The following is a 14054-nucleotide window of genomic DNA, read 5'->3' on the forward strand; positions in this document are numbered from 1 at the left end:
CAAAACCGCTGCACACTTTTGGGCGACATGCATTGAAGGCAGTGAACCACGAATCGTTCCGAAAGTGCTTGCGAATGCGCTTGCGTGAGAGGGGCGTTTTCGATAATCGTTGCGCGAAATAGCCGAATAGTCGCAGGAATCACGAAAAATGCCACTCGACAGGATTGATATCGCTATTCTCGAGACTTTGCAGAAGGATGGCCGGATTCCCAATGCAGCGCTCGCCGAGAAGGTCGGCCTGTCGCAGTCGGCCTGTTCGCGGCGGCTCGACAATCTGGAGAAATCCGGAACCATTCGCGGTTACCACGCCCGGCTTTCCAATGCCGCCCTTGGCCACCAGATGACGGCGATCGTGCATATATCGCTGTCGGGACAGTTCGAGAAGACGCTGTCGGATTTCGAGGCGGCGATCAAACGCTGCCCGAACGTGCTGTCCTGCCATCTGATGTCGGGCGAATACGACTATATCCTGCGCATCGCGGCAAAGGATCTCGTCGATTACGAGCGCATCCACAAGGAATGGCTGTCGGCGATGCCGCATGTGACGAAGATCAACTCGTCATTCGCCTTGCGCGAGATTGTCGACCGCACGGCGATGGGGATGAAGCCGGAACTGGCCTAGCGCCAAAGGCACACGCGGACGTCTTTCCCAATATAGCACGCGCCTTCGCGGCGAAGTTCTTCCCAGCGTTCATCACCGTGCGTTGCGCGAATGTCCGAGTTCCCATAGCCCGCCCAGACATCCTCGTCCTTGTAGACAACCGCCCAGTAATCTTCGGACATTTCACCAGCGCCACTATGCGTATCGGGATAGTCGATCCCTGCAAAAACCTGCCGGGGCCCTTGGATATTGAAATCGCCGCCCTGCTCGATTTGATAGGAGCATCTTCCGGATATGCGAGTTTGGCCGTCAACAACAAGCAGGCAGCGGCCCCATTTATAACCGCTGGGCAAACGATGCTTTGGTAGCGCATGCGAAGGCGAACAGGAAAACGCAATTGCGAGGGCCGCCGCTATAATTCGTCCGATCATCTTGTCACCCGTTGCGAAGCAATCAATCCAGGCGCGACTGGACACTGTTGGATCCGCCCAGAGTGATGTCGAAACGGTCCGCCGCGGCATGGTCTCCTTGAAGATTATTTATCGACCAAGTCGGATTTTTGTCACGTAACATTTGCGTTGCTACACGGCGGGCGTATGGCTCGATTGAAACACGTTGGTCCGTACTCTTAGGCCTCGGTGACGATCCGATCCATTGGGATGTCGTGCGGCTGCGGGTAGATGGTGGGAATGCGCTGCAGTTCGTAGCCGACGCCGATGACCAGCGGCTTGAACGGCATCACCGCCAGCGTGCGGTCGAAGAAGCCGCCGCCGTAACCCAGGCGGTAATGGCTGGGATCGATACCGACGATCGGCGAGATGACGATGTCGGGCAGCACCGGGTCGCCTTCCGCCGGGATCGGGATGTTCCAGACGCCCTTTTCCAAACGGTCGCCCGGCACGTAGGCGCGAAAGACCAGCGGTTGGCCTTTCTCGATGACGACGGGCAGGGCGGTGCGGCCGCCACGTTCGTTGATGGACGCCATCCAGGGCCGTAAATCCGGTTCGCCGCGAAACGGCCAGTAGAGGCTGACCATGCGGCCGGCGATCTCGCCGATGACAGTGTCGAGACCTTCGGCGATGCGCTGCGACATCGCTGCCCGCGCGTCGGCGGCAACGGCGAGACGGGCCGCGATGAGCCGCTCGCGCTCGGCCTTGCGCCAGCGTCTTACGTCGGTCCAATCGCTCAAGGGCGCACGAAACTCCGGATCGAGTTCATGCATCAAGCAGGGCGGCGAAGCGTATTGCGCCAAAGCTTCGTCGTCATGATCGCTGGCCATGCTTCACCCTCGGCGTGCTGTTTCGGCAAAGGCTATACCCGGCCATGGTGTGCGACATGTGCATTCACGACATCGAACGGCGACTCCCGGGCAATTGCCAGGACGGGACATTGTTGCGGTGCACAAAAATACCTACATCCAACTCGATAGATCAGGGTGAATGAGATGAACGAAGCCAGTCATCATGTCGTCGTTGTCGGCGCGGGTTTCGGCGGTCTCGAATTCACCCGCGCGCTGGCCGGCGCGCCGGTGCGCATCACCATGATCGACAAGCGCAACCATCATCTGTTCCAGCCGCTGCTCTACCAGGTGGCGACCACGGCGCTGGCCACCTCGGAAGTCGCCTGGCCGGTCCGCCATCTCCTACGCAAGCGCAAGGACGTGACGACGCTGCTCGCCAATGTCACCGGCGTCGACCGCGCCGGCAAACGCGTGCTGTTCGATGACGGCAGTGCCGTCGGCTATGACACGCTGGTGCTGGCCACCGGCGCGCGTCACGCCTATTTCGGCCACGACGAATGGGAGCCTTTTGCGCCGGGGCTAAAGACGCTGGAGGACGCCACCACCATTCGGCGGCGCATTCTGCTGGCGTTCGAGCAGGCCGAGCGCGAAACCGATCCTGCCAAACGCCAAGCGCTTCTGATCATTGCGATTGTCGGCGGCGGGCCGACCGGTGTGGAGCTTGCCGGCACCATCATCGAGCTGGCGCATGACACGCTGCGCGGCGAGTTCCGCAACATCGATACGCGGCAAACGCGCGTGGTGTTGATCGAGGCCGGTGATCGCATCCTTGCCAATTTCGCGCCAAAACTCTCCGTTTACGCTGGCGAGGCGCTCGAGCGGCTGGGCGTGACGATCGAGCTCGGCCGGGCCGTGACGCGCTGCGACGCCGAAGGTGTTGTGTTTGGCGACAAGCAACTGGCGGCCCGAACGATCCTCTGGGCAGCCGGCGTTGCCGCTTCGCCCGCCGCCGAATGGCTTGGAGCGAAGGCAGACCGGGCGGGCAGGGTGCTCGTCGAGCCTGACCTCAGCGTGCCCGGCAGCCCCGAGATTTTTGTCATCGGCGACGCCGCCCTTGTGCTGCGGCCCGACGGACGGCCGGTCCCCGGCGTGGCGCCTTCCGCCAAGCAGGAGGGCCGACATGTTGCGGCTACCGTCAAGGCCCGGCTTAACGGTGACAGGACCGCGCGTCCTTTCCACTACAGGCATGCCGGCGATCTGGCGACGATCGGCAAGCGCGCCGCCGCCATCGATTTCGGCTGGATCAAGCTCACCGGGTGGCTCGCCTGGTGGCTGTGGGGAATTGCGCACATCTACTTCCTGATCGGCTTTCGCAACCGGCTTGCGGTCTCGCTAAGCTGGCTATGGATCTACCTGACGGGTCAGCGCAGCGCGCGGCTGATCACCCAAGGCGATGACGACAAGGGCTGACTTTTCGTTCCGGTGAGGATGTTTCATCCGCCCGTCACCTTTTCCTGATCGATTGACTTCCCGGTGGACATGGCCGGATTTCGGCGCGAAGTTTCTGCTTCGGGTCTGGGCTTGTCACTTTGTCGAAGTAGGAAAAAACAATGCCCCAACTGCTCCACCCCGTCTCCCGCCGTGGCTTTCTCGCCGGCGCCACCGCGGCAGGCGCGCTGATCATGCTCCATCCGTTCTCCGCTCGCGCGCAGGCCAACCAGGCGCATCTCAGGATTATGGAAACCACCGACATCCATGTGAATGTGCTGCCCTACGATTACTACGCCGACAAACCAAACGACACGATGGGGCTGTCGCGGACGGCGTCGCTGATCGCAGCGGTGCGCAAGGAAGCCACCAACGCGATGCTGATCGACAATGGCGACCTCCTGCAAGGCAATCCGATGGGCGACTACATCGCCTATGAGAAGGGGCTGAAAGAGGGCGACCTGCATCCGATCATGAAGGGCATGAACCTGCTCGGCTACGAATGCTCGACGCTCGGCAACCATGAGTTCAACTACGGCCTGTCGTTCCTGGACAAAGTGCTGGCCGGCGCCAATTTCCCCTTCGTCTGCGCCAATTTGATCCGAGGCACCGAGCTTGCCGCCAACCCACGCGACGACAAGCTTTACCTCAAGCCGTATGTCATCCTGAAGAAGAAGATCAAGGACGGGTCGGGCGCCGAGCAGCCGATCAAGATAGGCATCATCGGCTTCGTGCCGCCGCAAATCATGGTCTGGGACCTGAAGAACCTGGAGGGCAACGTCAAGACGCGCGACATCGTCGAGGCGGCCAAGGCCTGGGTGCCTGAGATGAAGGAGGCGGGCGCCGACATCGTCATTGCGCTCTCGCATTCCGGCATCGACATCAAGCAGGGCGACATGATGGAGAACGCCTCGTTCTTCGTCGCTGGAGTCGAGGGTATCGACGCGGTCTTTACGGGTCACCAGCATCTGGTCTTCCCCGGCAAGAAGGACTTTCAGTCGCTTGAGGCCGTCGATACGCAAAAGGGCACGCTGCAAGGCAAGCCTGCCGTCATGGGCGGCTTCTGGGGTTCGCATATGGGCCTGATCGACCTGATGCTGGAGCGCGATGGGTCGAAATGGAAGGTGGTATCGGCGACCTCGGAGGCGCGGCCGATTTACGAGCGGGTCGACAAGGCGAACAAGCCGACGGTCGAGGACGATCAGCGCATCGTCGACGCGCTGAAGCAAGACCACGAGGCGACGCTTGCCTATGTGCGCCGTCCCGTCGGCAAGACTTCTGCGCCGCTCTATTCCTATTTTGCGCTGGTCGCTGACGATCCGTCGGTGCAGATCGTCAGCCAGGCGCAGACCTGGTATCTCAAGAATATCCTTAGGAATACGCAGTGGAAGGACGTGCCGCTGCTGTCGGCGGCGGCTCCCTTCAAGGCGGGCGGGCGCAACGGCGCCGACTATTATACCGACGTGCCGGTCGGCGATATTGCGATCAAAAATGTCGCCGATCTCTATCTATATCCGAACACCGTGCGCGCCGTCGAAATCACCGGCGCGCAGGTGAAGGAATGGCTGGAAATGTCGGCCGGCATCTTCAACAGGATCGAGCCTGATAAAGCCGACCAGGCGCTCATCAACACCGATTTCCCGTCCTACAATTTCGACGTAATCGATGGCGTCAGCTACAGGATCGACCTGTCGCAGCCACCCAAATACGATGCCAAGGGCGGGCTGGCGAATGCCGGTTCAAACCGCATCGTCGACCTGATGTTCGACGGTAAACCAATTGATCCCGCGGGGAAATTTGTCGTCGCCACCAACAATTACCGCGCCGGCGGCGGCGGCAATTTCCCTGATATCAATGCCTCGAAGATCATCTATGAGGCGCCCGACACCAACCGCGATGTGATCGTTCGCTACATTATCAGCGAGGGCACCATCAATCCCTCGGCGGACGGCAACTGGTCGTTTGCGCCATTGCCTGGAACCAGCGTCGTGTTCGAGACCGGCGCCAAGGCCAAGGATTTCATTGCTGAGGTGACGTCGCTGAAGATCGAACCGGCGGGCGAGGGCGAAGCGGGGTTTGCGAAATACCGCATCATCCTCTGAAAATCGGTTCGCGAGACGTCGCGCAATGGGCAGAAGGGCAAGGCGGCGCAGGCCGCCTGCCGGGATTTCGTTGAGGCCGCCCCTACGCCTTGTAGACCACCTGACGGACATCGATGTAGCTGGCCCTAAAGCCGGCTTCGCAATAGTGCAGGTAGAATTCCCAGAGTTTCTTGAAGCGGTCGTCGAAACCGAGCGGAACGATCTTTTCCCATGACGCCCAGAAGCGCTGACGCCATTCGGCGAGTGTGCGCGCATAGTCGTCAGGGAACACGCGCTCGCGCAGATGGGCAAGGCCGTGGTCGGCGCCGAGCGATTTCAGGATCGACGGCGTCGGCAGCATGCCGCCGGGGAAAACATAGCGCTGGATGAAATCGGGCCGGGCGCGATAGGTGTCGTAGGCAGCTTCGTTGATGGTGATGATCTGCAGGCCGGCAGTGCCGCCGGGCTTCAGACAGGCCTTCATCTTGGCGAAGAACACCGGCCAGTATTTTTCGCCGACCGCCTCGAACATCTCGATCGAGGCGATGCGGTCATAGGTGCCGGTCTCGTCGCGATAGTCCTGCAGCTTGATGTCGACCTTGTCGGCAAGGCCTGCCTTCTGGATGCGGGCCTTGGCGAAATCGTGCTGCTCGCGGCTGATCGTCAATCCGGTGACGCGGCAGCCGATTTCGCGCGCGGCAAATTCGGCAAAGCCGCCCCACCCGCAGCCGATCTCCAGCACATGGTCCTTCTTGCCAATGCCGGTGTCCTTGGCCAGTGCGCGATATTTGGCAGCCTGGGCGCTTTCCAGATCATTGGCGCCGGTCGCATAGAGCGCCGACGAATAGGTCATGCTCGGATCGAGCCATTCCTTGTAGAAGGCGTTGCCAAGATCGTAATGCGCCGAGATGTTGCGTTGCGAGCCGGTGCGGGTGTTTTCATTGAACCAGTGGCGGATGCGCTGGACGGTGTTGATGAGCCAGCTGGCGCCGCCGGCGACACGTTCGCCGATGGCCGAGTTGATGACGAACAGTTCCAGGAAACTGGTGACGTCAGGGCTTTCCCAGTCGCCGTCCATGTAGGATTCGGCAACGCCGATGGTGCCGCCGGTGAAGGCCCGGCCGGGCAAGCGCCAGTTCTTGAGCACCAGTTCGGCGTCGGGACCGGGACCCTTGCCGCCGACGAGAACGGCGCGACCGTCAGGCATTCTCACCTTCAGCGAACCGCGTGGCAGGTTCATCGCCGCCGACAGCACCATGCGCGCCTTGGCCGGCAGGCCTTTGACGATCTCGGCGAAATTGAATTCGTCGAGCTTGACCGCATCGCTCAACACCATGCCGGCCGATGCTGCGCCCTTGTGTTCCTTGTATGCCATTTCACGTCCCTGCACTTCTGCGGGACCGGCACAAAAATCCTCCGGCTCCCACACCCTCTCGCAGTTCATTCGCCAGGTTCGGCCGCCGCTGCCTGATCCCGGGTGCTGGCCGGTTCGGGAGCGGGCGGGCTCGAACGAAAACGCTCGCCCTTTAACCAGAGCTTCAGCGCTTCCCAGTGAATTCCCGCCACAATCTTCCACGTCATTAACGGGAACTTCAAGAGGCAAGCAGCGAGCCGGGCTGTGCCAAGCGGTTGGGCCTGGCCGGCAAAGGTGGCTGACAAGCAGCGCTTCGCCGCTTTCCGTCTCGAGAATGCGCGGGCGCACCACCTTTCCCGGCGGCATGATGTGGAAGTGGCAGCGCGCCCATGTCGATGAACGTCGAGACGTGGAAGACCTTGGTGCGCGCCAGCCGGACGGGCAATCGGCGCTGAGTTTCACGGCGCCACGCGACAAAAATGTCTCTCAGTGTTTCGCAAGCCGACTTGAAGCCAACGAAACGGATTTCAGAGGAAGGTGCCGGCCGGCGTCAAAATCGCTATGGTTGCCGCCGGCTCCATGCGATAGTTTTAGCCATGCGTTATGTTATCGTCATCGTCGCCATCACCTTCTTCCTGATCTGGGACGGCCTCTACAATCAGGGCCACTATCTCGACACGACGGTCAGGGAGATGTCTCGCGTCGTGCGCTATGTCACCGGCGTGGTCTAGTTTTTCCATCCAGAAGACCCCTCTGAAGGCCGCCGGGCGCGACATCGTTGCTGGTTGACGCGACGGTCTTGCTGACACAAAAGACGTGGCAAAACCGATCGAGGAGGCTGGGTTGATCCGGCACATCGTTTTCTTCAGCGCGCGACGCACAGAGGATGTGGAAGCCGTGCGCACAGGCTTGCAGGCGCTGGGCAGCATCCCGCATTCCAGCCTCTTCGAAGTGACGCTCAACACCAAGGTCGATCCGCTTTCAGACGTGATCGACGTGGTTGTCTATGCCGAGTTCAGGGATGACGCGGCTCTTGCCGCCTACAAGGCCCACCCGCTCTATGCCGAGACGACCAGCAAGGTCAAACCATTGCGCGAATTGCGCTATTCGGCCGATGTCGTGTCGGCGGCCTGACTGAGCGCCTGCCTTTGCTTGCGCCCGGCGAAATAGCCGGGCAGCACGCCAAATCCTCCGGGCAGGTTGCCGGCTTTGCGCCAGGCTTTCATTTCCGCCAGGGCCGTGCCGAAATGCCCCTGAGCCACCGCCTTCACGACGCCGCGAACCGTAAGGTAGCTGAGAATGGAGCGGTAGCCGGGTGCCTGATAGTCCGGGCAGCGAGCGACAAAATCATCCAGTCCTTCGATGTAGCCGGCATGAGCGTGTGATATCGAGTTGGCCTCCCGATACTTGATGACATCGGCCGCATTGCCGAAGGCGATACGATGCTGCCTGCTCAGCCTTATCAGGAACTCGCGGTCCTGATGGCGATTGAGATCCGGATCGTATCCGCCGACCGACGCAAAAGCGGTCCGGCGAACGGTGACGGTCGAGTTGGTCAGGGGAACACAATGGCAGAACAAGAGCTGCCGCAGCCTTTCTCCTTCGGGTGTGCGGCCGGGCATTTTGTGCAGGCGTCGATATTCCTTCGCAACATCACTGAAGCCGTCGATGGTGCAGGCGATGTCGGGATTTGCATCGAAGAAGGCGATCAGCCTGTCGATGCGTCCGGGGCAGAAGGCATCGTCGGAATCGAGAAAGGCAATGAGCGGCGCGCTGCTCAATGCAGCCCCTTGGTTGCGCGCCCGGTTGGCGCCGCCCGGTGCCGACAGGCGGCGCCAGGCCAGGCGGGGATCGTCGAGCGAAGCCAGATAGCTTTCGGTGTCATCCAGCGAACCGTCGTCGACAACGATCAGTTCGATGTCCGTCCTTGAACTGGACAGAACCGATGCCAGCGTGCGGGGCAGGCTTTCCCGCCGATCCCTCGCCGGAACCACGACGGCAAGCCTGGGGCCCGGGAAGCCCTCTTGTGCGGCTGGAAAGGAGGTTGGCAAGACTGTCACAGGGCAAACTCATACATGTTTGTGCGGGTACAGCCAAAGCCTGCCTTGAACGCCTCGTCGCCGATGGTGAAGTCGAACATCGTGCCGCCATCGGCGGCCCAGGCCGCCATGACACGGTCGAGCGCGACGCGGCCTGGCGAAAATCGGGCATATGCGGCGTAGTCGCAGGCGAGCAAAATGTAGCAGAAGCGCGCGCCGTCGATCAGGCCGAAGACGATGGCAACGGTGCCATTGCGGGACGCGAGGCGCCAGGTTCGCGTCAGCCCGCAACGCGCTCCGTTGGTGGCGACGTCGATGTAAAATTGCAGGCCATGTGCCGTCTGCAGCGGATCGTCCGGAAAACGCCCGGCGCGGAAATCACGGGCGGCAATCATGACGTCACGCACATCGTCAGGTTCCACCAGTTCCAGCCAAAGCCCGCCTGCCTCGGTCAGCTTGCGCGCCTTGCCGTCAAGCTCTGCCGCGTGGCGGGCGCGTAGATTGGTGCGTCGCCATTCGGGATAGGGAAAGCCATAGTCCACCGTATGTGCACCGAAGCCGAGCGGCCGGGGTTCAGCCCCCAGCAATGAGCGCCACTGGTGCAAATGGTCATGATGAACCGGGCCGATATTCAGCCCGACATGGGGGCCGAGGATGTCACGAAAACGCCGCCCGGTTTCACCGCCAAGCCAGGTGCCCTCGGCGACGACCGGGCAAGCGTAGTCGGTGACGCCGAGAAAGGCGTATTCGATCGTGTCCAATCCCTCATGCGTCTTGCGCTGAACCAGTGGCACGACCAGGCGCAGCTGGCCGTCGGTGTCGCGGCCCGTCACCACCAGCGGTTCGGCGTCGTGCGCAGGCGCGATGTGACGATAGAAGGCGAGCAGCCAGTCCGGATGCTGGAAGGCGGTCGCCCGTGCGTCGCTGAAAAGCCGGTGGAATTCGCTTGAGCTGAAATCGAAGCGGTCGGTCGCATCGAGAGCGATCGGTTTATCCGCAGCGTTTATCTCTCGCCGGACAAAATCAAGCACGCTTCAGCCCCAGGAAAAGCCGCCTGAACACTTGCTGCGGCAGAAGTGCCGGATCGTCAAGCATGATGCGGCGGCCGGTCGGCATGGCGATGGCGCGCAGCGCCCCATACAGCCGGTCTTCACTCAACCGCTGGGTCTCGACCCTGGCGGGGAATGTCTCCCGATAGAGCGTTTTGTGCGAGGCGTGGGCCGGGTTGGTGTTGATCTCGAAAATCTGCGGACGCCCGTCGACCAGTGAAAAGTCGGCGCGGCCATAGTCTATGCCGGCGAGATCGAAAGCCTGCCGCAGCACCCCCTCATAGAGATTGTCGACGACGAAACGGCGCTCATTCTCGACGAAGGTTTCAAACATCGGATGCTCGAGCACACGTTGTTCGTCCTGCACGTCCTTGGCCACCCAGCGGAAGTCGACGACGTTGTGATGCGCGATCAGGCGGTAGCCGGCACGATAGGTGGCGAAACGCTGCCAGACGCCGGGGCTGACCTCCTGGCCGGCATATTCGATCACCAGCTTGCCGGCCAGCGGGATGCCGTTGGCCTTCATTCGGCCGATCGTTGCATCGAGTGCCTGCTGGTCGGCAATCAACTCGAAATCGGACGAGATGTGGTCGAACTCATTGCGAATGAAAACCGGGAAGGAGTCCGGCTGCGGCTGGTTTTCGCAGCGCCATGCCGAGAAGCGATTGATCCCGGCCTGCTTCAAGGCTTTCAGCAGGTCGTAGCGGCTGCGCACGCGGGCAGGGTGGTTGAGCACGCGGGCCCCGCCTTGCTCGAGTTTGTTGGCGACCCTGGCGGCCAGCGCGATTTCAAAATTCGACAGCCGCTCGTGATCGGTGAAGACCCATGTGCCGGAGCGCAATTCCTTCTGCCGGAACAGGCGTTCGTAGCTCCATGAGCGCGCGTCGCGCAACTGACGGACCAGATGGCGGACGGTGTAGGCGTGGCTGCGGGTCGTGACGAAATTGATCAAGCAGCGTCCGGCGAACCGCCGCCCTCCTGCAGCGCCAGTGCCTTGGGCCGGCTTGGTGATTGGCTCTGTGAACCCGAAAGAATGGAAGCGTAGAGGTCTAGGTTGAGGGCAACCGCCGAACGCAGCGAGAAATCCCTCGCCCGTTGCTGTCCCCGCTCGATCAGGACACGCCACGCCTCGCCGTCGGCAAGGAGTTTAAGCGTGCGGTCAATCATGTCTTGGCGCCGTCCTTCGGGCACCAGCGCCAACGCCTCAGGATTGCCGGCAACGTCAACGACACCGCCCACGGCATAGGCAATAGCGGGGACGCCGGCGGCCATCGCTTCGAGCAAGACGCTGCCCAGCACTTCGCGTCGCGACGGCAAGATCATGACATCGGAAATTCTGAGCGCCTTCTTGACCTCGGCCGGCGAGACAAAGCCGGTGATGGTCCACCAGTCGGGCCGCGAAATCGCGGCGAGTGCTGCCTCCAGCCGACGCCGATCGGGTCCGTCGCCGCAGATCAGCAGGAAGGCGCCTTTTGCGGACAGCCGCTCGACGAGGGCCGGCAAATCCTGCCAGCCCTTTTCAGCGCTAATGCGGCCGATGAAACTGACGATGGGTCGTCCGGCCGGAATGCCATGCTCGGCGCGAAATGCCTGGACCATCTCAGGCGCGATCGGGTGCCGAAAGGCGTCTGCGTCGACCGCGTCGGCAATCACCGTCACCTGACCACGATCAAGTCCCATCTCGCTGGCCGCGTTCCTGCCATATCGTTCGGTCAGCGCGACGACCCGGTCGGCGCACCGCAAGGCTGCCCGTTCCAGCCAGCGGGTGAGGTCATAGGGCTTGCCCTTGAGCCGCAGCGCTTCCTGCAACCCGGACCACAGCGGCGTGTTCATCGAGACGACAAGCGGTATTTTGAGCCGGCTGACGACAATGGCGATGACCCTGCACCAGACGGAATGGTTGAAATGGATATGAACGACATCATAGCGGCCGCGGGCGCGAAAAAGCTCGGGCAGCGCCGCCAGAAACCATGTGAAGCAGAGCAAGGGGCCGGCCGCGAACCTGGGCAACCAGAAGCCGGCGCATTTGACGCCCAAGCGGGAGGATAGTTGCGCGTGCTTCGGGCTGCCAGGAATAAAGGTGGTGAGCACGGTCTGCATGGTGCCGGCCTTGTCCATGCCTTCGGCGATGGTCCAGGTCTGGTTCTGCAATCCACCAACCGGGTCGAACGCGGCCGGCCAGATGCCCGGCCGATAGAAATGCGGTGTGATCCGCAAAATCCTGAGCATGCCGCTGCCCGTCATCAGTTGCTCTGTTCCAGCCGCTATAAAGGGCAGTGGTCGCGGCTCGAAATCGAATCGCAACTTTGACGACATTCATCCAACGCGAAATTCGGGGCATCCCCCGCGCGGGGGATGCCCTACGTCAAATCGCTTGGCGGCAGAAGGGAAAATCGGGACCATTTCCGGGTGTAGTTGCGCTGTCGCCGGCGGCAGGGATTGCGATCAAGTCTTGAACCGATTTGCGGAATGATGCACATCGCGCCTGCATGACCCGAACCATAGCTGCCGGCCCGCTCGATCATCTGGTGCTGCCTACGCAGAGCCTCGATGTGGCGCGAGCCCGGCTCAACTCGCTCGGCTTTGTCGTTGCACCGACCGGCGTCCATCCTTTCGGGACGGAAAACTGCTGTGTTTTCCTCGCCGATGGCACCTATCTCGAACCGCTCGCGGTCGGCAACGAACCGGCAGCGGCGAAGGCCATTGCCGAGGGCAACGTCTTTGTCGCGCGCGATCGTCTCTATCGCGAAAATCGTGGCGATGAGGGCTTTTCTGCCGTGGTTCTGGGGACTGCCGATGCCGATGCGGATCACGCGCGCTTTGTCGAGGCGGGCCTGTCGGCCGGCGACGAGCTGAGCTTTTCGCGCGCCTTCACCGATACGACGGGAAAGAGCGAAACGGCATCTTTCAAACTGGCCTTCGCCGCTGGCAGCAAGGCGACGGATGCGTTCCTGTTTGCATGCGAGCGGATCAATGCGCCGAAGATCGACCGTACGGCGCTGCAAGCCCACGCCAATGGCGTGACCGGCATCGTCGAAATCGTGGCGGTCAGCGCGGCTCCTGCGCAACAACGCCGCTTGATTTCGATCGCGGCGGGCACCGAGGCGGGGAGCGGCACGGCATTTGAGCTGTCGAATGCGACCTTGACGGTGCTCGAACCGGCGGATTTCGTGACGCGGTTCGGCATTTCAGCCGGCGCGCCGTCAGAACTGCGCTTTGCGGGAGTGGTCTTTTCGGTCCGCAGTATCAGCGTCGTTGCAAAGCTGCTTGCAGCCGGCGCCATCGCGCACGACATACGCGGCAATCAGATTGTCGTGCCACCGGCGCCCGGACAGGGCACGGGGTTCATTTTCCGGGAGATCGCATGAGCAAGCCAAATCCGTCCGTAAGTGCTGGCAAGGTCGTCTTCGCCAACAGCGCGCCGCTGTCGCTGATCGCCGGCCCGTGCCAGCTGGAATCGCGCCAGCATGCTTTCGACATGGCCGGTGCGCTGAAGGAGCTGACCGAAAAGCTCGGCATCGGGCTCGTCTACAAGACAAGCTACGACAAGGCCAACCGCACCTCGCTTGGCGGCACGCGCGGCGCTGGGCTTGAGGCTGCGCTGCCGGTCTTCGACGATTTGCGGAAAGCGTTTTCGCTGCCGATCCTGACCGACGTTCACACCGAGGAGCAGTGTGCAATTGTTGCGCCGCACGTCGACATCCTGCAGATACCGGCCTTTCTCAGCCGCCAGACCGATCTGCTGATCGCTGCGGCAACGACCGGCAAGGTGGTCAATGTGAAGAAGGGCCAGTTCCTGGCGCCCTGGGACATGAAGAATGTCGTCGCCAAGGTCACCGACTCCGGCAATGCCAATGTGCTGGTCACCGAGCGTGGTGCGTCCTTCGGCTACAACACGCTGGTGTCTGACATGCGCGCGCTGCCGATCATGGCCGAGATCGGTGCGCCGGTGATTTTCGATGCCACGCATTCGGTGCAGCAGCCCGGCGGGCAGGGCGGTTCCACCGGCGGCGATCGGCGTTTTGTCGAGACGCTGGCGCGGGCGGCGGTGGCGGTCGGCGTCGCCGGCGTCTTCATCGAAACCCATCAGGATCCTGACAACGCACCTTCCGACGGCCCCAACATGGTGCCGCTGAAGGATCTTCCGGCATTGCTCGAAAGGCTGATGGCGTTCGACCGCGTGGCGAAGGGGCGCTAAGCCC

General features: G+C 61.9%; 15 protein-coding genes. 7 read left to right on the plus strand and 8 right to left on the minus strand.

Annotated elements, in window-relative coordinates; genetic code table 11:
- Window positions 1-148 precede the first annotated feature (148 nt).
- Window positions 149-622, plus strand: coding sequence for an Lrp/AsnC family transcriptional regulator (locus tag AC1DX6_RS15165; protein ID WP_127851891.1), 474 nt, complete (start codon window positions 149-151; stop codon window positions 620-622).
- On the opposite strand, the gene AC1DX6_RS15170 is transcribed toward AC1DX6_RS15165, so the two are convergent.
- The gene (locus AC1DX6_RS15170; protein WP_477314598.1) at window positions 619-1077 is read right to left on the minus strand and encodes a hypothetical protein; all 459 of its coding nucleotides are present in this window, start codon (window positions 1075-1077) and stop codon (window positions 619-621) included. The two genes, AC1DX6_RS15165 and AC1DX6_RS15170, sit on opposite strands and share 4 nt — an antisense overlap.
- A 152-nt stretch (window positions 1078-1229) precedes the next feature.
- Entirely contained in the window at window positions 1230-1880 is a 651-nt protein-coding gene (locus tag AC1DX6_RS15175; protein ID WP_477314600.1) for a 5-formyltetrahydrofolate cyclo-ligase, read from the minus strand.
- A 165-nt stretch (window positions 1881-2045) separates the two neighbouring features.
- Here AC1DX6_RS15175 and AC1DX6_RS15180 point away from each other — a divergent pair, with 165 nt between their 5' ends.
- Together AC1DX6_RS15180 and AC1DX6_RS15185 are read left to right on the plus strand one after the other, a co-directional pair.
- Window positions 2046-3311 (plus strand): NAD(P)/FAD-dependent oxidoreductase, encoded by a 1266-nt coding sequence (locus AC1DX6_RS15180; RefSeq protein ID WP_477314602.1) that lies wholly within the window; start codon window positions 2046-2048, stop codon window positions 3309-3311.
- A gap of 140 nt (window positions 3312-3451) precedes the next feature.
- A complete protein-coding gene (locus tag AC1DX6_RS15185) occupies window positions 3452-5431 on the plus strand; it encodes a bifunctional 2',3'-cyclic-nucleotide 2'-phosphodiesterase/3'-nucleotidase (RefSeq protein WP_477314604.1) in 1980 nt (659 codons plus the stop codon).
- 82 nt (window positions 5432-5513) lie between these two features.
- Here the strand turns inward: AC1DX6_RS15185 and AC1DX6_RS15190 are convergent, their stop codons facing one another.
- The gene (locus AC1DX6_RS15190) at window positions 5514-6785 is read right to left on the minus strand and encodes a class I SAM-dependent methyltransferase (protein ID WP_477314606.1); all 1272 of its coding nucleotides are present in this window, start codon (window positions 6783-6785) and stop codon (window positions 5514-5516) included.
- A gap of 65 nt (window positions 6786-6850) precedes the next feature.
- Window positions 6851-7069 (minus strand): DUF1365 family protein, encoded by a 219-nt coding sequence (locus AC1DX6_RS15195; RefSeq protein ID WP_477314608.1) that lies wholly within the window; start codon window positions 7067-7069, stop codon window positions 6851-6853.
- Between the two features lie 291 nt (window positions 7070-7360).
- Here AC1DX6_RS15195 and AC1DX6_RS15200 point away from each other — a divergent pair, with 291 nt between their 5' ends.
- Window positions 7361-7495, plus strand: a complete 135-nt coding sequence (locus tag AC1DX6_RS15200; RefSeq protein WP_477314610.1) for a hypothetical protein — start codon at window positions 7361-7363, stop codon at window positions 7493-7495.
- Window positions 7496-7607: 112 nt separating this feature from the next.
- A complete protein-coding gene (locus tag AC1DX6_RS15205; RefSeq protein ID WP_477314612.1) occupies window positions 7608-7898 on the plus strand; it encodes a Dabb family protein in 291 nt (96 codons plus the stop codon).
- On the opposite strand, the gene AC1DX6_RS15210 is transcribed toward AC1DX6_RS15205, so the two are convergent.
- The 4 genes from AC1DX6_RS15210 to AC1DX6_RS15225 are packed head-to-tail and all read right to left on the minus strand — an operon-like array spanning window position 7868 to window position 12096.
- Complete coding sequence (locus AC1DX6_RS15210) at window positions 7868-8824, minus strand: glycosyltransferase family 2 protein (RefSeq protein WP_477314614.1); 957 nt, start codon at window positions 8822-8824, stop codon at window positions 7868-7870. The genes AC1DX6_RS15205 and AC1DX6_RS15210 overlap by 31 nt on opposite strands.
- Window positions 8821-9834 (minus strand): GNAT family N-acetyltransferase, encoded by a 1014-nt coding sequence (locus AC1DX6_RS15215; protein ID WP_477314616.1) that lies wholly within the window; start codon window positions 9832-9834, stop codon window positions 8821-8823. The genes AC1DX6_RS15210 and AC1DX6_RS15215 overlap by 4 nt, the downstream gene beginning before the upstream one ends.
- On the minus strand, window positions 9827-10804 hold the full coding sequence (locus tag AC1DX6_RS15220; RefSeq protein WP_477314617.1) for a hypothetical protein: 978 nt from the start codon (window positions 10802-10804) through the stop codon (window positions 9827-9829). Before AC1DX6_RS15220 ends, AC1DX6_RS15215 begins: the two co-directional genes overlap by 8 nt.
- Complete coding sequence (locus AC1DX6_RS15225; protein WP_477314619.1) at window positions 10801-12096, minus strand: glycosyltransferase; 1296 nt, start codon at window positions 12094-12096, stop codon at window positions 10801-10803. The genes AC1DX6_RS15220 and AC1DX6_RS15225 overlap by 4 nt, the downstream gene beginning before the upstream one ends.
- Window positions 12097-12341: 245 nt before the next feature.
- Here AC1DX6_RS15225 and AC1DX6_RS15230 point away from each other — a divergent pair, with 245 nt between their 5' ends.
- Both AC1DX6_RS15230 and kdsA read left to right on the plus strand, forming a co-directional pair.
- Window positions 12342-13220 (plus strand): VOC family protein, encoded by an 879-nt coding sequence (locus AC1DX6_RS15230; protein WP_477314621.1) that lies wholly within the window; start codon window positions 12342-12344, stop codon window positions 13218-13220.
- A complete protein-coding gene (gene kdsA / locus AC1DX6_RS15235; RefSeq protein ID WP_477314623.1) occupies window positions 13217-14050 on the plus strand; it encodes a 3-deoxy-8-phosphooctulonate synthase in 834 nt (277 codons plus the stop codon). The genes AC1DX6_RS15230 and kdsA overlap by 4 nt, the downstream gene beginning before the upstream one ends.
- Window positions 14051-14054: the final 4 nt, after the last annotated feature.

It is taken from the genome of Mesorhizobium sp. P2_C4, from assembly GCF_056404575.1.